Annotated in this window: 20 protein-coding genes; 17 read left to right on the plus strand and 3 right to left on the minus strand. The window is 64.6% G+C overall.

What is annotated here, in order from left to right; all coding sequences use genetic code 11:
• Window positions 1-492, minus strand: coding sequence for an Lrp/AsnC family transcriptional regulator (locus AC1DN9_RS26430; RefSeq protein ID WP_478104911.1), 492 nt, complete (start codon window positions 490-492; stop codon window positions 1-3).
• A gap of 135 nt (window positions 493-627) precedes the next feature.
• On the opposite strand from AC1DN9_RS26430, the gene AC1DN9_RS26435 reads away from it, so the two are divergent.
• The 4 genes from AC1DN9_RS26435 (at window position 628) to AC1DN9_RS26450 (ending at window position 3,515) form a co-directional block, all read left to right on the plus strand.
• Window positions 628-1,644, plus strand: a complete 1,017-nt coding sequence (locus AC1DN9_RS26435) for a 1-aminocyclopropane-1-carboxylate deaminase (RefSeq protein WP_478104912.1) — start codon at window positions 628-630, stop codon at window positions 1,642-1,644.
• Window positions 1,645-1,753: 109 nt separating this feature from the next.
• Entirely contained in the window at window positions 1,754-2,623 is an 870-nt protein-coding gene (locus AC1DN9_RS26440; RefSeq protein ID WP_478104914.1) for an oxidoreductase, read from the plus strand.
• Between the two features lie 25 nt (window positions 2,624-2,648).
• Complete coding sequence (locus AC1DN9_RS26445; protein WP_478104916.1) at window positions 2,649-3,080, plus strand: MAPEG family protein; 432 nt, start codon at window positions 2,649-2,651, stop codon at window positions 3,078-3,080.
• A 21-nt stretch (window positions 3,081-3,101) separates the two neighbouring features.
• On the plus strand, window positions 3,102-3,515 hold the full coding sequence (locus tag AC1DN9_RS26450; protein WP_478104918.1) for a PPC domain-containing DNA-binding protein: 414 nt from the start codon (window positions 3,102-3,104) through the stop codon (window positions 3,513-3,515).
• Window positions 3,516-3,535: 20 nt separating this feature from the next.
• On the opposite strand, the gene AC1DN9_RS26455 is transcribed toward AC1DN9_RS26450, so the two are convergent.
• Window positions 3,536-4,453 carry a LysR family transcriptional regulator gene (locus AC1DN9_RS26455; protein ID WP_478104920.1) on the minus strand — a complete coding sequence of 306 codons (918 nt, stop codon included), beginning with the start codon at window positions 4,451-4,453 and terminating at the stop codon, window positions 3,536-3,538.
• 122 nt (window positions 4,454-4,575) lie between these two features.
• Here AC1DN9_RS26455 and AC1DN9_RS26460 point away from each other — a divergent pair, with 122 nt between their 5' ends.
• The 9 genes from AC1DN9_RS26460 (at window position 4,576) to AC1DN9_RS26500 (ending at window position 12,755) form a co-directional block, all read left to right on the plus strand.
• Window positions 4,576-5,730: a muconate/chloromuconate family cycloisomerase gene (locus AC1DN9_RS26460; protein ID WP_478104922.1), complete on the plus strand. Its 1,155-nt coding sequence runs from the start codon at window positions 4,576-4,578 to the stop codon at window positions 5,728-5,730.
• 11 nt (window positions 5,731-5,741) lie between these two features.
• On the plus strand, window positions 5,742-6,032 hold the full coding sequence (catC, locus tag AC1DN9_RS26465) for a muconolactone Delta-isomerase (protein WP_478104923.1): 291 nt from the start codon (window positions 5,742-5,744) through the stop codon (window positions 6,030-6,032).
• 48 nt (window positions 6,033-6,080) lie between these two features.
• Complete coding sequence (locus tag AC1DN9_RS26470) at window positions 6,081-7,001, plus strand: dioxygenase family protein (RefSeq protein ID WP_478104925.1); 921 nt, start codon at window positions 6,081-6,083, stop codon at window positions 6,999-7,001.
• A gap of 157 nt (window positions 7,002-7,158) precedes the next feature.
• A complete protein-coding gene (benA, locus tag AC1DN9_RS26475) occupies window positions 7,159-8,535 on the plus strand; it encodes a benzoate 1,2-dioxygenase large subunit (protein ID WP_478104926.1) in 1,377 nt (458 codons plus the stop codon).
• Window positions 8,535-9,020, plus strand: coding sequence for a benzoate 1,2-dioxygenase small subunit (gene benB / locus AC1DN9_RS26480; RefSeq protein WP_478104928.1), 486 nt, complete (start codon window positions 8,535-8,537; stop codon window positions 9,018-9,020). Before benA ends, benB begins: the two co-directional genes overlap by 1 nt.
• Window positions 9,021-9,045: 25 nt before the next feature.
• On the plus strand, window positions 9,046-10,062 hold the full coding sequence (gene benC / locus AC1DN9_RS26485; protein WP_478104929.1) for a benzoate 1,2-dioxygenase electron transfer component BenC: 1,017 nt from the start codon (window positions 9,046-9,048) through the stop codon (window positions 10,060-10,062).
• Window positions 10,059-10,853: a 1,6-dihydroxycyclohexa-2,4-diene-1-carboxylate dehydrogenase gene (locus AC1DN9_RS26490; RefSeq protein ID WP_478104930.1), complete on the plus strand. Its 795-nt coding sequence runs from the start codon at window positions 10,059-10,061 to the stop codon at window positions 10,851-10,853. Before benC ends, AC1DN9_RS26490 begins: the two co-directional genes overlap by 4 nt.
• Window positions 10,854-10,894: 41 nt before the next feature.
• Window positions 10,895-12,292, plus strand: coding sequence for an MFS transporter (locus AC1DN9_RS26495; RefSeq protein WP_478104932.1), 1,398 nt, complete (start codon window positions 10,895-10,897; stop codon window positions 12,290-12,292).
• Window positions 12,293-12,335: 43 nt separating this feature from the next.
• Window positions 12,336-12,755, plus strand: coding sequence for a DUF4189 domain-containing protein (locus tag AC1DN9_RS26500; protein WP_478104933.1), 420 nt, complete (start codon window positions 12,336-12,338; stop codon window positions 12,753-12,755).
• 22 nt (window positions 12,756-12,777) lie between these two features.
• Here AC1DN9_RS26500 and AC1DN9_RS26505 read toward each other — a convergent pair whose 3' ends face one another.
• On the minus strand, window positions 12,778-14,415 hold the full coding sequence (locus AC1DN9_RS26505; protein WP_478104935.1) for a 3-(methylthio)propionyl-CoA ligase: 1,638 nt from the start codon (window positions 14,413-14,415) through the stop codon (window positions 12,778-12,780).
• 151 nt (window positions 14,416-14,566) lie between these two features.
• Here AC1DN9_RS26505 and AC1DN9_RS26510 point away from each other — a divergent pair, with 151 nt between their 5' ends.
• From AC1DN9_RS26510 to AC1DN9_RS26525, 4 genes are all read left to right on the plus strand, one after another.
• A complete protein-coding gene (locus tag AC1DN9_RS26510; RefSeq protein ID WP_478104936.1) occupies window positions 14,567-16,153 on the plus strand; it encodes a phospholipase D family protein in 1,587 nt (528 codons plus the stop codon).
• Window positions 16,141-17,859 (plus strand): SulP family inorganic anion transporter, encoded by a 1,719-nt coding sequence (locus AC1DN9_RS26515; RefSeq protein ID WP_478104938.1) that lies wholly within the window; start codon window positions 16,141-16,143, stop codon window positions 17,857-17,859. Before AC1DN9_RS26510 ends, AC1DN9_RS26515 begins: the two co-directional genes overlap by 13 nt.
• Window positions 17,856-18,488: a LysE family translocator gene (locus AC1DN9_RS26520; protein ID WP_478104939.1), complete on the plus strand. Its 633-nt coding sequence runs from the start codon at window positions 17,856-17,858 to the stop codon at window positions 18,486-18,488. The genes AC1DN9_RS26515 and AC1DN9_RS26520 overlap by 4 nt, the downstream gene beginning before the upstream one ends.
• A gap of 279 nt (window positions 18,489-18,767) precedes the next feature.
• Window positions 18,768-19,160 carry a hypothetical protein gene (locus AC1DN9_RS26525; protein ID WP_478104941.1) on the plus strand — a complete coding sequence of 131 codons (393 nt, stop codon included), beginning with the start codon at window positions 18,768-18,770 and terminating at the stop codon, window positions 19,158-19,160.
• Window positions 19,161-19,673: the final 513 nt, after the last annotated feature.

The following is a 19,673-nucleotide window of genomic DNA, read 5'->3' on the forward strand; positions in this document are numbered from 1 at the left end:
TCATGCCTGCAGCGGCAACTGCGTCGTCGACATCACCTGCTTGAGCACCATGAAGGTCCGTATCTGCCGCACACCGGGCAGGTACAGCAGTTGCTCGGCGTGCAAGCGGTTGTAGCTGTCGTTGTCGCGCGTGCGCACGAGCATGAAGTAGTCGAACTCACCGGTGACCACGTGACACTCCAGGCAACCCGACACTTTCTGCACGGCCTTTTCGAAACTGGCGAACGACTCTGGCGTGGAGCGGTCGAGCACCACGCCAATCATCACCAGCGTGCCGAAGTCCAGCGCCGCCGGATCGAGCAGCGCCACCACCTTCTTGATCAGCCCCAGCGACTTGAGTCGCTCGACTCGCCGCAGGCAGGCCGGCGCGCTCAGGTTGACCTTGGCAGCGAGCGCCACGTTCGACACCGAAGCATCGCGTTGCAGCGCCCGAAGAATGGCGCGATCGGTTCGGTCCAGTCCATTCTTGTCTTGCAATTTTGTTGTGCTCATGGCGCCTTTCGCAGCATGAATCTCGGTCGTTTGTTCAACCAGCGATTCTTAGTGTCGTGAATCGCCATGATTTTGCAACCCTCGTTCAAGCGATTCTTTCTACGATTCACTTCATCTCTTGAACAAGGAATCGCAATGAACCTGCACCAATTTCCGCGCTATCCGCTCACCTTCGGGCCTACGCCTATCCAGCCGTTGCGGCGGCTCAGCGCGCATCTGGGCGGCAAGGTCGAGCTCTATGCCAAGCGCGAGGACTGCAACAGCGGCCTGGCCTTCGGGGGCAACAAGACGCGCAAGCTCGAGTACCTGATCCCCGAGGCCATCGAAGGCGGATACGACACGCTCGTGTCCATCGGCGGCATCCAGTCGAACCAGACGCGGCAGGTCGCGGCGGTGGCGGCCCACCTCGGCATGAAATGCGTGCTGGTGCAGGAGAACTGGGTCAACTATTCAGATGCGGTGTACGACCGCGTGGGCAACATCGAGATGTCGCGCATCATGGGCGCAGACGTGCGGCTCGATGCCGCCGGGTTCGACATCGGCATTCGCAAGAGTTGGGAAGACGCGATGGACAGCGTGCGCCAGGCCGGCGGCAAGCCCTTCCCGATTCCCGCGGGCTGCTCCGAGCATCCGAAGGGCGGGCTCGGCTTCGTGGGCTTCGCGGAAGAAGTGCGGCAGCAGGAAACGGAGCTCGGCTTCAAGTTCGACTACATCGTCACCTGTTCCGTCACCGGGAGCACGCAAGCCGGCATGGTGGTGGGCTTTGCGGCCGACGGGCGCGCCGATCGCGTGATCGGCATCGACGCATCGGCCAAGCCACGGCAGACCTTCGACCAGATCTTGCGCATCTCGAGGCACACGGCCGAGTTGGTCGGTCTCGGCCGCGAGATCACGGAGAAGGACGTGGTGCTCGACACGCGCTTCGGTGGGCCGGAGTACGGCCTGCCCAACGAAGGAACGCTCGAAGCGATCCGTCTGAGCGCCCGCATGGAGGCCATGCTCACCGACCCGGTGTACGAGGGCAAGTCGATGCACGGGATGATGGAGAAGGTGAGGCTCGGCGAATTTCCCGCGGGCTCGAAGATTCTCTATGCGCATCTTGGTGGCGTGCCGGCCCTCAACGCCTACAGCTTCCTCTTTCGCAACGGCTGAGTGTGATGGACTGCCATCGGCGAGGTCCTACGCCGGCATGCCGATCGCATGGCTAGACTGCTGGGTTCGCGCCCTGGCACTGCTTCACCAACCTTCAAGGAGCCTCCTCATGATGAATCGATCCGAACCTGTCTGGCTGATCACCGGCTGCTCCACCGGCTTCGGCCGTGAACTGGCCAAGCTGGTGCTGGCGCGTGGATGGCGTGCCGTCGTGACGGCGCGCAAGCCCGAACAGGTCAAGGACATCGCCGAAGGCCATGGCGACAGGGCCCTCGTGCTCCCGCTCGACGTGACCCGGCCTGAACAGATCGGCGACGTCGTCGCGCAGGCGAAGCAGCGCTTCGGCCGCATCGACGCATTGGTCAACAACGCGGGCTACGGCTATCTCGCAGCCATCGAGGAAGGCGAAGATGCGGAGGTTCGCGCGATGTTCGAGACCAATGTCTTCGGCCTGATCGACATGACCAAGGCGGTCCTTCCAACCATGCGCGCGCAGAAGAGCGGGCTCATCGTCAACGTGTCGTCGATTGGCGGCCTCTCGAGCTTTGCCGCAACCGGCTACTACCACGGCACCAAATACGCGGTCGAAGGCATTTCCGAATCGCTTGCGACCGAAGTCAAGCCATTGGGGATCGATGTGCTGATCGTCGAGCCGGGCCCGTTTCGCACGAACTGGGCCGGCCCTTCCATCAAGCAGTCCGCCACGCGCATCGACGCGTACGACGCGACCGCTGGCGAGCGCCGCAAGCAAACCGAGGCGCGCAGCGGCAACCAGGCGGGCGATCCGGTTCGCGCGGCCCAGGCCATCATCGACGCCGCGCTCTCCGATACCCCGCCCTTGCGGCTGCTGCTCGGCAAGACGGCGCTGGAACTGGCACGCAAGAAGCTCGATTTCATGCGCGGCGACTTCGATCGGTGGGAGTCGACCACGCTCGGCGCCGACTTCCCCGCTGGCAGCGACCGGCCAATGCCCCAATGAGCGTTTCGCGGCCGACAATTCGCGGATGTCGATGCGTGCCGCTGAAATCCTCTACCCGGTTCTCGCGCTGGCGGCCTGGACCGGCCTCGTGCTGTTGCTGATTCCCGTCGCGCGGTTTCGCGCGGGCCATCGGCGCGAAGTCACCTTCCTGGACTTCAGGTTCGGGGAATCGGCGTCCGTGCCGACACGGGTGAGCATTCCCAATCGGAACTACATGAACCTGCTCGAAGCGCCGATGCTGTTCTATGTCGTGTGCCTGCTGTTGTACGTCACTTCCGGCGTGACGCTTCAGGCCCTCGTGCTGGCATGGGCGTACGTCGCACTGCGCATTGTTCACAGCCTGATTCACCTGACCTACAACCGGGTTCCGCATCGGCTGGCCGCGTTTGCCGCCAGCAACGGCGTTCTCGCCGCGCTTTGGGTGGCCGCGGGCGTGCATGTCGTTTCCAGTGCGTAGCCCGCCGTGTACCCTTCGCGAATGCACCCACTGCCCGTTCGCCTTCCGCCCGGCTGCGATCTCAGGCGCGCGCTGGAGACGCTTTGCCGTGATCAATTCCAGAATGGCGCCTTCGTGCTTTGCGGCATCGGCAGTCTCATCGATCCAAGACTTCGGCTGGCCGGGGAGAGCGAGGAAGCGTGCTACGAAGGCCCATTCGAGATCCTCACCCTGACCGGCACCGTGACCCCTCAGGGCGCGCATCTGCACATGAGCATCGCGTCTTCGGAAGGTGATGTCAGGGGTGGGCACGTCGTGTACGGCAATGTGGTCAGGACCACGGCCGAACTGCTGCTTGTGCAGGCATCGGATTGGGAGTTGCTGCGCGAGCATGACGCAGCGACTGGCTTCCTCGAACTGGTCGCGCGCCGTCGGCCAGTCAAGGACAAGCCTTGATCGGACCTTGATCCGCCGCCCTATTCCGCCCGCCTGCCCATGCTGCGTACAGAGCTCGGCAATGACCGAACCATCTCGGCCAGATAGGTCGTCAGCTCGGATTCATCGTTCCGGCGGCGATTCATGATCACGGGCGTCGTCACGCCTTCGTCGCTCAAAGGCAGGTAGAGCACGCCTTCCCGGTGCAGGTTCTGCACCGACTGCGGCACCAGCGCATAGCCGAGGCCGGCAACCACGAGCCCGATGGCGGTCTGCACCTCGTTGGCCTCCAGCGCGATCATGGGCTTCAATCCACGCGACTGGAACATTTCCAGCACCTGGTCGGCATAGCTCGGCCGTGGTTTTGCGGGGTACAGCAGGAGCGGCTCCGTCGCCAGCTTGGCCAGGCCGATCTTCTTGTGCTTGACCAGGCGGTGGTTCACGGGCAAGGCCACCATCACGGGCTCCTCGCGGACCAGTTCGCCAACGACGTCATCATCGTCGAAGTTCAGCCGCCCGAAGCCCACGTCGATACGGCCCGCCTTGAGGCCCTCCACCTGCTGCACCGTCGTCATCTCGTAGAGGTTCAACTCGACCGTCGGCTGGGCTGCGCGGAATTGCCGGATCACGTCCGGCAACTTGCCATACAACGTGGAGGGCGCGAAGCCGATCGCGTACCAGGTGCGCCGGCCGCCGGCGATGCGTACCGTTGCGGCTTGCACCTCCGCCATGCGATCGAGCAACTGTTGCGCCTGGATCTGGAAGAACCGACCGGCCGGCGTGAGACGCAGCGGCCGCGAACTGCGGTCCAGCAACTCCACGCCAAGTTCCTCTTCGAGCGTGCGGATCTGTCGGCTCAAGGGCGGCTGTGCAATGTGCAACTGCTCGGCCGCGCGGCTGAAGTTCAGTTCGCGCGCGACCGCGCAGAAATAGCGCAAGTGACGCAATTCGAGGTGCATGGAATCTCCTGTTCGAAGAATGCGCGGGTCAGTGGAAACCCGATGTCTCCATACCTTGAAGGTATTTTGCCGGACCCAATCGATATTGGACCAAAGGCATCGTGAAGAAGAACATTCAACCCATGAACACGAGCCCCACCATTCAATCCATCGAAGCCGTCCTGGTCGACCTGCCGACCATCCGTGCGCACAAGCTGGCAATGACCACCATGATGCGCCAGACGCTCGTGATCATTCGCCTCGTCTGCAGCGACGGCCTCACCGGTATCGGCGAGGCCACCACCATCGGCGGCCTCGCCTACGGCGACCAGAGCCCGGAAAGCATCAAGAGCGCGATCGACAACTACCTCGCCCCGCTGCTGGTCGGCACGGACGCGACCGGTGTCAACGTCGCGATGCAGCGCGTGTCGGCCGCCGTGCAAGGCAACTCGTTCGCCAAGTCGGCGATTGAAACCGCACTGCTCGATGCGCAGGGCCAACGCCTCGGCCTTCCCGTCCACGCCTTGCTGGGCGGCGCGATGCGCAGTGCGCTTCCTGTCCTCTGGACGCTCGCCAGCGGCGATGCCACACGCGATGTCGACGAGGCGCTTGCCTTGATCGAGGCGCGCCGCCACAACGTCTTCAAGCTGAAGATCGGCAGCCACCCGCTGGCCGAAGACATTGCCCACGTGCAAGCCATTCGACGCGGTCTTGGCGATGGCGTGATGCTCACCGTCGACGTCAACCAGGCTTGGGATGAGACCACCGCCGTGCAAGGTATCGCGGCGCTCGAAGCGATCGGCGTCGGCCTCATCGAGCAACCTGTGGCACGCCGCAATCGCCGTGCATTGCAGCGGCTCGCTTCCCGCTTCGACGTGGCCATCATGGCCGACGAAGCGGTGCACGACGCCATCGATGCCTTCGACCTGGCCGCGAACGCCGCTGCGGACGTCTATGCGCTCAAGATCTCGCAAGCCGGCGGCCTCTGGCCGACCTTGCGTGCCGCGGCCGTTGCCGACGCCGGCGGCGTCGGCATCTACGGCGGCACCTTGCTCGAAGGCAGCATTGGCAGCATCGCCGCCGCCCATGTGTTTGCGGCCTGCCCGACGCTCGCCTGGGGCACCGAACTATTCGGACCCCTGCTGCTCAAGGACGACATCGTCGTCAAGCGTCCCGACTACCGCGATTTCGAGTTGCAACTGCCGCAAGTGCCCGGCCTGGGCGTGGAACTCGATCTCGACAAGCTCGACTTCTATCGCCGCGACCGCGCCTCGCAGTCCGTCGCCGTCACCGCCTGAGGGTCCTCACCATGCTGTTCCACGTCGAAATGACCGTTCGCCTCCCGCACGACATGCCACCGGCGCAAGCCGACCAGCTCAAGGCGCGCGAGAAGGAAATTGCGCAGGGCCTGCAGCGCGACGGCGTCTGGCGCCACCTGTGGCGCGTTGCCGGGCGCTACGCCAACGTCAGCATCTTCGACGTGGCCGACAACGCGGCCTTGCACGACACGCTGATAACGCTGCCCTTGTTCCCCTACATGGATATCGAGGTGCGGCCGCTCTGTCGTCACGCCTCGTCCATTCATCAAGACGACCGCTGACTTCCGTTTTTCTTCAACCCACCCCCACGACCCCACGGAGACAAAGCCATGAACGAAATGAGCAAGACCCAACTGCTGGAAAGAGTCACCCACTCGAACCGGCCCAACGGCAACCCGCGCGTCCAGAAGATCACGGCGCGCATCGTCGGTGACCTTTTTCGGGCGATCGACGACCTGGACATCCAGCCCGACGAGTTCTGGGCTGGCGTCGACTGGCTTTCGCGCCTGGCATCGAGCGGCCAGGCCGGCCTGATCACCGCCGGCCTCGGCTTCGATCGCCTGCTGGACATCCGCCTCGACGAAGCCGACGAACGCGCAGGCCGCAATGCCGGCACGCCGCGCGCCATCGAAGGGCCGCTGTATATCGCCGGAGCGCCGCTCGCCAAGTACGAAGTGCGCGTCGATGAAGAAGGCGACGCCAAGCGCGGCGAAACGATGGTGATGGAAGGCCGCGTGCTCGACATCCACGGCAAGCCCGTGGCTGGCGCGATCGTCGATGTGTGGCACGCCAACGAACTGGGCCGCTATTCGCACTTCGATCCGGACCAGGCCGAGTACGCCCTGCGCCGCCGCATCGAGACCGATGCCGAAGGCCGCTATCGCTTCCGCAGCTTCCTGCCGCCGGGCTATGCGATTCCCCCGGACAGCCCGACCTCGGAGTTGTTCACCGCGATCGGACGCCACGGCAACCGTCCGGCGCACATCCACTTCCTCGTGGTCGCACCGGGCCTGCGCACGCTCACGACGCAAGTCAACGTTCCGGGCGACAGCTTCATCGACGATGACTTCGCCTTCGCGACGCGTGACGGGTTGATCCTCCAGCTCGAGAAGAACACGCCTGCCAAGGGTTACGAATCGCTCGGCGTGAACGAACCCTTCACCCGCGTGCCGTTCGACTTCGTCATGCAGCCGGCCGTTGACGAGAGCGAGGCCTCTCCCCAGGCCCGCGTGGCCCGCGCCGTCGGCTGATCCGACGCTGCTGCTCCTGAGCCGGCAGGGCTGGCCGGCCAGGAGTCCATTCCAGCCCATTTCCATACCGATCGTCGATGCGTGAAGCAGCGTGCTTCGGCCTGGCGACGACCGCCTTTCAGTGAATTCCCATTCGCTTACCTCCGAGGAGACACGCATGATCCCCATCTACCCCGTCCCGTCGACGCCGAACCTCGCCAAGCTCGACGCCTTGCTCGAAGACGATCCGGTCGAACACAAGTACCGCCTCGACCGTTCCGTCTTCACCGATGAGCAGTTGTTCGACCTGGAGATGAAGCACATCTTCGAAGGCAACTGGGTCTACCTGGCGCACGAGAGCCAGATCGCCAACGTCAACGACTACCTGACCGTGTATGTCGGCCGGCAACCGGTCGTCATCACGCGCAGCAAGGACGGCAAGCTGAACGCGCTGGCCAACACCTGCACACACCGCGGCGCCATCCTGTGCCGTCACAAGAAGGGCAACAAGTCCAGCTTCACCTGTCCGTTCCACGGCTGGACTTTCAACAACGCAGGCAAGCTGCTGAAGGTCAAGGACAACAGCGCCGAGGCCGGCTACCCCTCGAGCTTCAACTGCGAAGGCAGCCATGACCTGGCGAAGCTCGGCGCGTTCGAGAACTACCGCGGCTTCCTGTTCGGCAGCGTCAACCCTGACGTCGTGCCGCTGAAGGAGCACCTCGGCGAGGCCGCCAAGATCATCGACATGATCGTCGACCAGTCGCCCGACGGCCTCGAAGTGCTGCGCGGTGCTTCCACCTACACCTTCGACGGCAACTGGAAGCTCGGCGCGGAGAACGGCGCCGACGGCTACCACGTGTCGTCCGTGCACTGGAACTACGCGGCCACCACCAGCCGCCGCAGCGTCGACGGCAAGGTCGACACCGTGAAGGCCATGAACGCGGGCAAGTGGGCGCAACAAGGCGGCGGCTCCTACACCTTCAAGCACGGCCATCTGCTGCTGTGGACGAACTGGGCGAACCCGGAAGACCGGCCGCTGTACTCGAAGCGGGACGAGTGGATCGGCAAGTTCGGAGAAGCGCGCACCGACTGGATGCTGGGCAAGTCCCGCAACCTGTGCCTTTACCCCAACGTCTATTTGATGGACCAGTTCAGCTCGCAGATTCGCATCGTGCGGCCGATCTCGGTCAACAAGACGGAAGTGACGATCTATTGCATCGCGCCGAAGGGCGAGGCGCCGGAAGCACGCACGCGGCGCCTGCGCCAGTACGAGGATTTCTTCAACGCGACCGGCATGGCCACGCCCGACGACCTGGAGGAGTTCCGCTCCTGCCAGCACGGCTACGGCGCGCGGGCCGTGAAGTGGAACGACATGAGCCGCGGCGCCACGCACTGGATCAAGGGGCCCGATGCCACCGCCGACCTGATCGACCTCAAGCCTGACCTCAGTTGCGTGAAGACCGAGGACGAAGGCCTCTACATCGGACAGCACGAGTACTGGCTCGACACGATGAAGAAGGCCGTGGTTGCCGAACACGCCGCAGGAGGCCAGTGATGTTGACCTACCAACAACTCCAGGCCTTCGTCTACTCGGAAGCCCGCGCGCTCGACGAACACCGCTGGGCCGACTGGCTTGCGTACTACGCGGACGACGCCGAATTCTTCATGCCCTCGTGGGATGACGACGACAGGCTCACGACGGATCCGCACAACGAGGTCTCGCTGATCTACTACCCCGACAAGCAGGGGCTCGAGGACCGCGTCTTCCGCATCCAGACCGAGCGCTCCAGCGCCACGATGCCCGACACACGAACGGGCCATGCGATCAACAACCTCGAGGTCCTGTCCCAGGACGAAGAGCAATGCGTCGTGTCCTTCAACTGGACCACGCACAGCTTCCGCTACGACATCGTCGACGTCTATTTCGGCAGCTCGCAATACACGCTCGACACGCGAGGCGAGAAGCCGCTGATCAAGCGCAAGTACGTGGTGTTGAAGAACGACTACATCCACCACCTGCTCGACATCTATCACATCTAGCTTTTCAAGGGTCAAGGAGACAACCATGACGTACAACATCGCCCTGCAGTTCGAGGACGGCGTCTCGCGCATCATCCCGTGCGAGCCCAACGAACTGGTCGCCGACGCCGCGTACCGCGCCAAGATCAACATCCCGCTCGACTGCCGCGACGGCGCCTGCGGCACCTGCAAGTGCCACTGCGAGAGCGGCAGCTTCACCATGGGCGACTACATCGAGGATGCGCTCGCCGACGACGAGGCCGAGAACGGCTATGTGCTGACCTGCCAGATGAGGCCCACATCCGATTGCGTGGTGCGCGTGCCGGCATCGTCGGCAGCGTGCAAGACGGAAGTCGGCGCGCACGGCGGCAAGCTGACGCGGATCGAACGCGATTCGGCAACGACCGTCTCGTTCGAACTGCAAGCCGAGCGCCCCCTGGCTTTTCTGCCGGGTCAATACGTGAACCTGATGGTGCCGGGCAGCAAGGAGACGCGCTCGTATTCCTTCAGTTCCGCACCGAACAAGTCCGAACTGGCCTTCCTGATCCGCGACGTGCCCGACGGACTCATGAGCACCTACATGCGCCAGAAGGCACAACCCGAGGACTTCATGATGTTCACGGGCCCCTATGGCAGTTTCTACCTGCGCCCGGCCGTGCGCCCGATCCTGATGCTCGCGGGCGGCACCGGCCTTGCGCCCTTCCTGTCGATGCTGCTCTGGTTGAAGGACAACCCGACGGACCATCCGATTCGCCTTGCCTACGGTGTCAACACGAATGACGACCTGGTCGAACTCGAAACCCTGGCCGAGCTGAAGGCGAGCCTGCCGAACTTCGAGTTCTTCACCTGCGTGGTCGACCAGGAAAGCGGGCACCCCAAGCAAGGCTATGTGACCCATCACCTCTCGAGCGCTGACCTGCACGACGGCAACGTCGATGTGTACGTGTGCGGCCCGCCGCCGATGGTGGAAGGCGTGCGCAAATGGATGTCCGGTGTCGGCGTCACGCCCAGGAGCTTCCACTTCGAGAAGTTCTCGTCGGCCAACGAAGCGGTGGCAGCATGAGCGCCGCGCCGGATCGCTTCAAGAACAAGGTTGTCATCGTCACCGGCGCGGCGCAAGGCATTGGCCGTGGCGTCGCCCTGCGCGTGGCGGCCGAAGGCGGGACCGTGCTGGCCGTCGACCGCGCCGAGATCGTCGAGGAGGTCGTCGCGGAAATCAACGAGGGCGGCGGCACTGCGGCGGCCTTCCAGGCCGATCTCGAAACCTTCGCGGGTGCGCAGGCCATGGTGGCGGAATGCCTGGCTCGGTTCAAGCGCCTCGATGTGCTCATCAACAACGTCGGCGGCACGATCTGGGCCAAGCCCTACGAGCACTATGAAGAGGCGCAGATCGAAGCCGAGATCCGACGCTCGCTGTTCCCGACGCTCTGGGCCTGCCGCGCCGCGCTGCCGTTCATGGTCGAGCAGAAGCGCGGTGTCATCGTCAATGTCTCGTCGGTCGCCACGCGCGGCGTGCACCGCGTGCCGTATTCGGCGGCCAAGGGCGGCGTCAATGCGCTGACCGCATCGCTGGCGATGGAGCACACGCGCAACGGCATCCGTATCAACGCCACCGCGCCGGGCGGAACCGACGCGCCGCCGCGTCGCGTGCCGCGCAACCAGTCCCAGGCCAAGCCCAGTGCGCGCGAGACCGCCTGGTACCAGGGCGTGGTCGACCAGACGGTGGATTCCAGCCTCATGCACCGCTACGGGACGATCGACGAGCAGGTCGCGCCCATCCTGTTCCTGGCATCTGACGATGCCTCCTACATCACGGGAACTGTCGTACCGGTCGCCGGTGGCGATCTCGGCTGACGCCGCGACGGTCTTATTCACCCCACACATCGAGACAAACCATGCGCCACATCGATCTCCACAAGCTGGCCGACGAGGCCCGCTTCAATCGCTTCCACGGGCTGGTTCTCTTCTGGTGCGCCCTCATCATCATCTTCGATGGCTACGACCTCGCGGTGGCCGGCATTGCGCTGCCTTCGATCATGAAGGAGATGGGCGTGAGCCCGACGAACGCCGGCTTCATGGTCAGCTCCGCGCTGTTCGGCATGATGTTCGGCGCTGTCTTCCTGGGGACCATCGCGGACAAGATCGGCCGGCGACGCGCGATCGTCATCTGCATTGCACTGTTCAGCGCCTTCACCGCGGCCGCTGGCCTGACCCACGAGCCCGTCAGCTTCAGCGTGATGCGCTTCATGGCCGGGCTCGGCATCGGCGGCGTGATGCCGAACGTGGTCGCCCAGATGACCGAGTACTCGCCGCGCAAGATCCGCAGCACGATGGTCACGCTGATGTTCAGCGGCTATGCCGTTGGCGGCATGCTGGCCGCGCTGCTCGGCAAGGGACTGATCGAAGCCTATGGCTGGTCGTCGGTGTTTCTTGCGGCAGGCTTGCCGGTATTGCTGATCCCTGCGATCCTGAAATCGATGCCCGAGTCGATGCCCTTTCTCATCAAGGCGAATCGACTCGACGAATTGCAGCGCCTCGCGTCGCGCCTCGATCCGACTTACAGGCCAGGTGCCGGCGACAACTTCGCGCTGCCGCGCGAGGACAAGGCCGTGAGCGCGCCGATCGGTCGCCTGTTCCAGGAAGGCCGCGGGTTCAGCACCGTGATGTTCTGGATCGCGTTCTTCATGTGCCTGTTCATGGTGTACGCCCTCAGCTCGTGGCTGACCAAGCTGATGGCCACTGCCGGCTACAGCCTCGGATCGGCCCTGACCTTCGTGCTCGTGCTGAACTTCGGCGCCATGATCGGCGCGGTGGGCGGAGGCTGGCTCGCCGACCGCTTTCACATCAAATATGTCCTGGTAGGCATGTATGCGCTGGCGGCGGTGTCGATCACGCTGTTGGGCTATCGCGTTCCGACGGAAGCGCTGTTCCTGCTCGTCGGCCTGGCCGGCGCGTCGACCATCGGAACGCAGATCGTGACCTACGCCTACGTGGGCCAGTTCTATCCGATGGCGGTGCGTGCCACAGGTATCGGCTGGGCCTCCGGCGTGGGGCGAAGTGGCGCCATCCTCGCCCCGATCGTGATCGGCAGCCTTGTCGGCCTGGCACTCCCCCTGCAGCAGAACTTCATGGCGATTGCGATCCCGGCGGTGATAGCGGCCATCGCGGTCGCCTTGATCGACCATGGTCGCTCGACGGGTGCCCAACACGCGGATTCTTCGGTTGCGCGTCGCGAGAGTTCGATGGATCCCTCGAAATCCGTCGTCCCTGGGCCGAGGACTTCTTCACCATGATTCAACGACTGCGCGCGATCCGCCAGGCGCTAAGCTTTCAGGGATGAACCTTCGATTTCGCGCCGCCCGCGTCCTTGCCGTGCTGGTGTTCCTGTTCAGTTGTGGCCTGGCCGACATCGCCGTCACTCCAGCCCATGCCGATCCCGGCTCCAACCCCAGCTGGGGCGCCATCGCGGCGATGTCCGGGTGGTACGGCTTCTCGTACAACCACCCTTCTCGCGAAGCGGCGGAGCGCGCGGCACGCGCCCAATGCGACCGCGCGGCGGGCCGTGCCAACACTTGCGTCGTCCGCGCGTACTTCGATCGCACATGCGGCGCGCTCGCGACGGGCAACTTTGGGGAATGGGGCACGGCCGTCGCTCCGACGGCGAGCGCCGCCGGCAAGGCCGCCGTGACCGAGTGCGACAACCATCTTCCGACGGAGCCTTGCAAGATGGTCGTCAGCGTCTGTTCGCCGCGCTGAGCGCGATCGGCTGGCTGCAGGCTCAGGCCGTGGGCAGCTTGTAGTCGCGAAACTGCTCGCGCAACTTCGTCTTGAGCAGCTTGCCTGTCGCGGTATGCGGCAGTTCGTCGACGAACACCACGTCGTCGGGCAGCCACCACTTGGCGATGCGGCCGGCGAGGAATTCGAGCACAGCCTCCTTGCCGACATCGGCGCCCGGGCGCTTGACGACCAGCAGCAGCGGACGTTCTCCCCACTTGGGATGCGCGACGCCGATGATCGCCGCCTCGGCCACGCCAGGGCAGCCCATGGCCGCATTCTCGACATCGATGGACGAGATCCATTCACCGCCCGACTTGATCACGTCCTTCGCGCGGTCCACCAGTTGCAGGAAGCCGTCGGGGTCGATGGTCGCGACATCGCCTGTGCTGAAGAAACCTTCGTCGTCGATCACCACGCCGCCCTCGGACCTGTAGTAGCCGCTGGCGATCCAGGGCCCACGCACCCGCAGGTGGCCGAAGGCCTGGCCGTCCCACGGCAGCGGCTTGCCTTCGTCGTCGACGATCTTCAGGTCGACGCCCCACACACCGCGACCTTGCTTGAGCTTGACCTTCACCAGCGCTTCGCCGGAAAGCGCCTGTTGCTTCGGCAGCAGCTTGCTGATGACGCCAATGGGGCTGGTCTCGGTCATGCCCCAGCCCTGCACCACCTCTACGCCCAACTGGCCTTCGAAGCGCTCCAGCATCGCTCGCGAGACAGCCGCACCGCCGATCCCCACGCGCTTCAGCGACAGCGCCGCCGTATCGAGATCGGGATTGGCATCGAGGTACTGGAAGAACATCAGCCAGACGGTGGGCACGCCTTGAGAGAAGGTCACCTTCTCGTCGCGTATCAGCTCGTAGACGCTCTTGCCGTCGAGGAACTGGCCCGGGAGGACGAGCTTCGCGCCGACCATCGCCGCACCATACGGCGCGCCCCAGGCATTGGCGTGGAACATCGGCACGATCAGCATCAGCGTCTCGCCCGAATTGATGCCGAAGGTGTCCGGCGCGAGTTCCATCAGCGCATGCAGCACGGTCGAGCGATGTGAATACAGCACGCCCTTGGGATTGCCGGTGGTGCCCGAGGTGTAGCAGAGCGACGAGGCAGTGCGCTCGTCGAATTCGGGCCAGGCGTAGTCGGTGCTTTGCGCGGCGACGAGTTCGTCGAAGCTGCGCAGGTTCGGCAACGAAGTCGCGGGCAGGTGCTCGCGCCCGCACAGCGCGATGAAGTGCTTCACTGTCTTGAAGCGAGGCGCGAGCTTTTCGACGAGCGGCGCAAAGCATGCGTCGAAGAACAGCACCCCGTCCTCTGCGTGGTTCACGATGTAGTCGATCTGGTCCGGAAAGAGCCGTGGATTCACGGTATGCAGCACGGCGCCGGAGCCCGATACGCCGTAGTAAAGCGCCAGATGCCGGTCGGAGTTCCAGGCCAGCGTGGCCACCCTGTCGCCCTGCCGCACGCCCAGGTCGCGCAACAGGCCGGCGACCTGGCGGGCCTGGTCGCGAACGCCGCGCCAGGTGGTGCGGTGTGTTCCCCCCTCGGGCCGGCGCGAGACGATCTCGGTCGCCGGGTGGAAGGTGGCCGCATGCTCCACCAGCGAAGAGATCAGCAACGGCCGATCCTGCATCAGTCCCAACATGGTCTTGTCTCCTTGGCTTCCCGGCCTTTCGCGGCCTTTTGCTGATTTGTACTATGGAAATGCGGTTTCGCATCTCGGTTGATTCGCCAGCATCGCGCGGCATGATGGGAGCATTCGCCGCCCGGCCCGACATGCAACCCGGAGAAGACACGTGAACCCCATCGACACAGCTGATCGTCACGTCGCTCGTCCCCTCCTGAGCAGTGCGCTGCGGGCTGTCGGCGCCGGCGCCGCCGCATTGCTGCTCGTGCTCGCCACCGGCTGCGCGGGACTGCCCTCCCAGCAGGACCGCCCCGCGACTTACGCACTCGCCCCTTCCGCCGACAGCCCGCTGGGACGTGCCATCGAACCCCAGGCCAAGGCGTACCCCGGCAAGACCGGCGTCGTCGCGATCAACGACGGGCACGTCGCCTTCGGCGTCAGGGCAGCGCTCGCGCAGGCCGCGACACGGTCGATCGACATCCAGACCTTCATCTGGCACAACGATGCGACAGGCACGCTTCTCTTCGACGAAGTCATGCGCGCTGCCGAACGCGGCGTGCGCGTGCGGATCCTGCTGGACGACCTGAACACCACCGGGCTCGACCCAACCCTTGCGCTGCTCGCATCGCAGCCGAATCTGGAACTGCGCCTCTACAACCCCTTCGCCGGGCGCAGCGCCCGATCGCTGGGCTTCCTCGCGGACTTCACGCGCCTGAACCATCGCATGCACAACAAGTCGTTCACCGTCGACAACGTGGTCGCGGTCGTCGGTGGGCGCAACATCGCGGACGAGTATTTCGAGGCGGGCGCGGAAACGGGTCTCGTCGACCTCGACATCATCGCGATCGGCGACGTGGTCCGGTCGGTTTCGGCCGAGTTCGACCTGTTCTGGAACAGTGCCTCCGCCTACCCCGCGACGAAGATCCTCGCCGGCGTCACACCGGAATCCCGCGAGGCGCTCGCACGTCGCGCGCAGACGGTGCGCGACGATCCGGTGACGGCCAAGTACGCCGAGGCCATCGCCCACACGGACATCGTCCAGCGCCTGCTGACCCGCACGGTGGATCCGGAATGGACGACGGCGACCGTCGTGCACGATGATCCCGAAAAGACGCTGAGCACAGGCAAGCATCCGGAACTGCTCCTGCTGCCGAGGCTCCAGACGGCGTTCGGAAAACCCGCCAAGTCGCTCGACCTGATCTCGCCCTACTTCGTGCCAGGAGATGCCGGCACCCAGGCGCTGACCGACTTGGCCAAGCGAGGCGTGCAGGTGCGCGTGCTGACGAATTCGCTCGCCGCGACCGACGAGAAGTCGGTGCATGCCGGCTACATCAAGCATCGCAAGGAGCTCCTGGCGGCTGGCGTGCAACTCTTCGAACTGAAGCCTGAAGCGGCTCCCATCATGAGCCGCGCCAGCGAGATCGGCCGAGGATCGAAGGCCGGGCTTCACGCCAAGACCTACGCGGTCGATGGTCGAGCCATCTTCGTCGGTTCGTTCAATCTCGATCCGCGCTCCGCCCGCCTCAATACCGAGATGGGCCTCGTGATCGACAGCCCCACGCTCGCTGCGAAGCTCCATACCGTCGTCGAACACGCCTACCCTTCGCTGGCGTACCGCGTCAACATCGACAAGGATGGGAACGTCACGTGGCTCGATGCCGACGGCAAGGTGTTCACCGTCGATCCGAAGACCGGATGGTTCGAGCGCGCCGTCGTCGACATCGGCGCCAAGCTCCCGATCGAATGGCTGCTGTGAGGTCCGTGAGGTCCATGAGGTCGTTCTCCCGCTGGCTTCCGGGCTGGCGCACGCTGCGCGACTATGACCGGACCTGGCTGCGCCACGACATCGTTGCCGGACTGGTGCTGACGACGATGCTGGTCCCGGTCGGCATCGCGTATGCCGAGGCCTCGGGCGTCGGCGGCATCTACGGCCTCTACGCGACCATCGTGCCCCTTCTGGCGTACGCACTGTTCGGTCCGAGCCGCATCCTCGTGCTCGGTCCGGACTCGGCGCTGGCGGCGCTGATTCTCGCGGTCGTGTTTCCGCTCTCGGGTGGCGACCCGATGCGCGCCATCGCGCTTGCCAGCGCCATGGCCATCGTCTCCGGGCTGGTCTGCATCGCTGCAGGCATCGCGAGACTGGGTTTCGTGACTGAGCTTCTTTCAAAGCCGATCCGCTACGGCTACATGAACGGCATCGCGTTCACGGTCCTGCTGAGCCAGTTGCCGAAGCTCTTCGGGTTCTCCGTCGAATCGGAGGGGCCGCTTCGGCAGCTCTGGGCGTTCATCGAAGGCGTGTTCTCGGGACGGACGAATAGCGCGACGCTCGCCGTCGGCGCCGGCACGCTCGCGACCATCCTGGTCTTGCAACGGAAGCCACGCGTGCCGGCCGTGTTGATCGGCGTGGTCGGCGCCACGCTGGTCGCCGGCGTGTTCGATCTGTCGACGCGCGTCGGCCTGTCGGTGCTCGGACCCCTGCCCCAAGGCCTGCCGGCTGTTTCGGTGCCGATCATCGGAGTGAACGACATCGGGCCCGTGCTGCTCGGCGGCCTGGCCATCGCACTGGTCTCTTTCGCCGACACGAGCGTGCTGTCGCGCGTCTACGCCGCGAGAACGCAGACGAATGTCGATCCCAACCAGGAAATGATCGGCCTCGGTGCCGCGAATCTCGCATCGGGCTTCTTCCAGGGCATTCCGATCAGCAGCAGCGCGTCGCGCACGCCGGTCGCCGAAGCCGCCGGCGCGCGCACCCAGCTCACCGGCATCGTCGGCGCCCTCGCCATCACGGCGCTACTGCTCGTCGCACCGAACCTGCTGCGCAACCTGCCCGGTGCGGCGCTCGCGGCGGTCGTCATCGCCTCGGCCATCGGCCTCATCGAGATCACCGACCTGCGCCGCATCTATCGCATCCAGCGATGGGAGTTCTGGCTGTCGATCATCTGCTTCGCGGGCGTCGTGGTGTTCGGCGCCATCCAGGGTATCGGCATCGCGGTGGCCATCGCGGTGACCGAGTTTCTGTGGGACGGTTGGCGTCCGCATTCGGCGGTGCTCGGGCGCGTACGTGGCGTGAGGGGCTACCACGACATCACGCGCTACCCGCAAGCGGAGCGCATTCCGGGCCTCGTGCTGTTCCGGTGGGATGCGCCGCTGTTCTTCGCGAATGCGGAGCTGTTCCGGGACCGCGTGACGGCGGCGGTCGCCAGCGCCCCGACGCCGGTCCGCTGGGTCGTCGTCGCGGCCGAGCCGGTGACGAGCGTCGACGTGACCGCCGCGGACATCGTGGCGGAACTGGACGACACCCTGCACGCCCAGGGCATCGAGCTTTGCTTTGCCGAGATGAAAGACCCGGTCAAGGACAAGCTCAAGCGCTTCGGCCTTTTCGCGCGTTTTGGCGCAGAGACCTTTTACGCGACACTCGGCGAAGCCGTCGATGCCTATCTGGACAACCAGGAACGTCCATGAACCTCACCACCCTTGCCGTCTTCGCATTGGTCGCCCTGGTGGCGATCGCGACACCGGGGCCGACCGTATTGCTGGCGCTCGCCAACGGATCGCGCTTCGGCGTGCGCCGCTCGCTTCCCGGAATGTTCGGGGCGGTCCTGTCGGATTTCGTGCTCGTCGGCTCCGTTGCCTTGGGGCTCGGTGCGCTGCTTGCGGCGTCGGAGTTCTGGTTCTCCGTCGTGAAATGGGTGGGCGCGGCCTACCTTGCATGGATCGGTCTCAGGCTGCTGCGCTCCAAGGGAAACCTGGATCTTTCGCAGGCGCGAGCGGCGCCGGTCGAAGCCATCGCTCGCCGCGTCTTCGCGAAGTCTTTTCTGGTGGCCGTGACGAACCCCAAGGGCTATCTGTTCTGCACGGCACTGCTGCCGCAGTTCATCGACGCATCTGCGCCGCAATGGCCTCAGTACCTCGTGATCGGCCTGATCTTCGCGGGGCTGGACTTCGCGGTGATGCTCGGCTACGCGGTCATCGGCGCCCGCGCCGTGCGGCTTTTGCGCCAGCGGGCGGTGCTGTGGCTGGACCGCTCGTGCGGCGCCGCGCTGCTGGCTTTGGCGGGCTCGCTGGCGTTCTATCGACGGAGTACGAGCTGAGGCCCGTGGCGCCTTCACCGCTTGAGGCCATGCGCTTTGAATTGGCGCACCTTCGTTCAGCCGCCTCGGGCAAGATGTCCAAATTCGTGCCTAAAGGCTAGGCAGCGGGAAGACCGGATCTCCGCCTCTGTGTCGCACGGCTTCGAGAACGGCCGCTTCCGGGCAGTTTCGACGTCTGCTGTAGGCCGGGTTAGGGCCCACACCGGCTGTACAGATTTCTCCGAAGCTGCCCTTCAATTCTTCGATGCGGTGCTGAGCCTCCAAGGTTATTCTTGCCGCATGCAAACAACGCAACGGTACAACGCACTGATGTTCACTGCGCCGGTGCTCGGGCCGATGTTGACGGCGGTCGTCCTCTTGGCTGGTCAGACCTTGGCCCTTCCATACGTGGACGGTGTCCATCCGGGCATCCTCGTTCTGAGCGCATGCCTGAACTTCTTCTTGGCAGCACCGCTATGCTGGCTGTTACGTGCATTCGGCTGTAGATGGTGGCCGCCATTCGTCGTCGCTGGCGCCAGCGTGGTCGCCTTTCCGGCGTGGTTTCTTTCTCAGCCGCTGTTCCCCACCGAGCAAGGGGAGCCCGCGTTCTTCGTATTCCCCTTTGTCCTTGTTGTAGGGCTAGGCGCCTTTACAGGCATCGCATTTGCCAAAGGCAGCGCCGGTGCGGGTTGAATAGACCGCGACCGGGCCGCTCCTGGCCGAGCCCGGCCACATGGAGACTACTTCCAAGGGTTGAGCCTTTCGATGCGTTTGCCGCTGACGTCGACCCTGTAGTACCAATCCATCCAGCCATTGATGGCATGACCAGGCTCAAACGACACGATTGGACATTCGCCGTACTGTGCGTGACTCGCGAATTGGTAGAACCCAGCGTTTGCGGGCGGGACCACCGTGAACAGCGTTGAGCCATCAGCTTTGAGGACGACTAGGGATTGACCTTCGGCCTCGATTTCCGCGATGTGTCCGTCGGCAAGAATAGCTCTCAAGATGTCCCTCAGCTCGCTCGATTTGGAGGCGCAATCGTACGTCCGCTCGTGGCCGAGGCTGTGTGGAAACTCCCTTGATGGTCACCTATATTGAGCCAATCCGTCTGAACGAGGTGGTGGCCCATGAAGCGATTCATCGAAGGCGAGGACCGTCAGCAGGTCACTCTGCTGCCAGAGTGCCTTGACGACTACATCGGTG

It is taken from the genome of Variovorax sp. 05L425 (assembly GCF_056397705.1).

Excerpts from the sequence above, each read along its gene's own strand:
- AC1DN9_RS26440 (WP_478104914.1), top strand. The coding sequence starts at position 1,754 with ATGATGAATCGATCCGAACCTGTCTGGCTGATCACCGGCTGCTCCACC.
- AC1DN9_RS26490 (WP_478104930.1), top strand. The coding sequence starts at position 10,059 with ATGAGCGCCGCGCCGGATCGCTTCAAGAACAAGGTTGTCATCGTCACC.
- catC (WP_478104923.1), top strand. The coding sequence starts at position 5,742 with ATGCTGTTCCACGTCGAAATGACCGTTCGCCTCCCGCACGACATGCCA.
- AC1DN9_RS26430 (WP_478104911.1), bottom strand. The coding sequence starts at position 492 with ATGAGCACAACAAAATTGCAAGACAAGAATGGACTGGACCGAACCGAT.
- benB (WP_478104928.1), top strand. The coding sequence starts at position 8,535 with ATGTTGACCTACCAACAACTCCAGGCCTTCGTCTACTCGGAAGCCCGC.
- AC1DN9_RS26500 (WP_478104933.1), top strand. The coding sequence starts at position 12,336 with ATGAACCTTCGATTTCGCGCCGCCCGCGTCCTTGCCGTGCTGGTGTTC.
- AC1DN9_RS26460 (WP_478104922.1), top strand. The coding sequence starts at position 4,576 with ATGAACACGAGCCCCACCATTCAATCCATCGAAGCCGTCCTGGTCGAC.
- benC (WP_478104929.1), top strand. The coding sequence starts at position 9,046 with ATGACGTACAACATCGCCCTGCAGTTCGAGGACGGCGTCTCGCGCATC.
- AC1DN9_RS26495 (WP_478104932.1), top strand. The coding sequence starts at position 10,895 with ATGCGCCACATCGATCTCCACAAGCTGGCCGACGAGGCCCGCTTCAAT.
- benA (WP_478104926.1), top strand. The coding sequence starts at position 7,159 with ATGATCCCCATCTACCCCGTCCCGTCGACGCCGAACCTCGCCAAGCTC.
- AC1DN9_RS26450 (WP_478104918.1), top strand. The coding sequence starts at position 3,102 with ATGCACCCACTGCCCGTTCGCCTTCCGCCCGGCTGCGATCTCAGGCGC.
- AC1DN9_RS26525 (WP_478104941.1), top strand. The coding sequence starts at position 18,768 with ATGCAAACAACGCAACGGTACAACGCACTGATGTTCACTGCGCCGGTG.
- AC1DN9_RS26435 (WP_478104912.1), top strand. The coding sequence starts at position 628 with ATGAACCTGCACCAATTTCCGCGCTATCCGCTCACCTTCGGGCCTACG.
- AC1DN9_RS26455 (WP_478104920.1), bottom strand. The coding sequence starts at position 4,453 with ATGCACCTCGAATTGCGTCACTTGCGCTATTTCTGCGCGGTCGCGCGC.
- AC1DN9_RS26515 (WP_478104938.1), top strand. The coding sequence starts at position 16,141 with ATGGCTGCTGTGAGGTCCGTGAGGTCCATGAGGTCGTTCTCCCGCTGG.
- AC1DN9_RS26520 (WP_478104939.1), top strand. The coding sequence starts at position 17,856 with ATGAACCTCACCACCCTTGCCGTCTTCGCATTGGTCGCCCTGGTGGCG.
- AC1DN9_RS26445 (WP_478104916.1), top strand. The coding sequence starts at position 2,649 with ATGTCGATGCGTGCCGCTGAAATCCTCTACCCGGTTCTCGCGCTGGCG.
- AC1DN9_RS26470 (WP_478104925.1), top strand. The coding sequence starts at position 6,081 with ATGAACGAAATGAGCAAGACCCAACTGCTGGAAAGAGTCACCCACTCG.
- AC1DN9_RS26505 (WP_478104935.1), bottom strand. The coding sequence starts at position 14,415 with ATGTTGGGACTGATGCAGGATCGGCCGTTGCTGATCTCTTCGCTGGTG.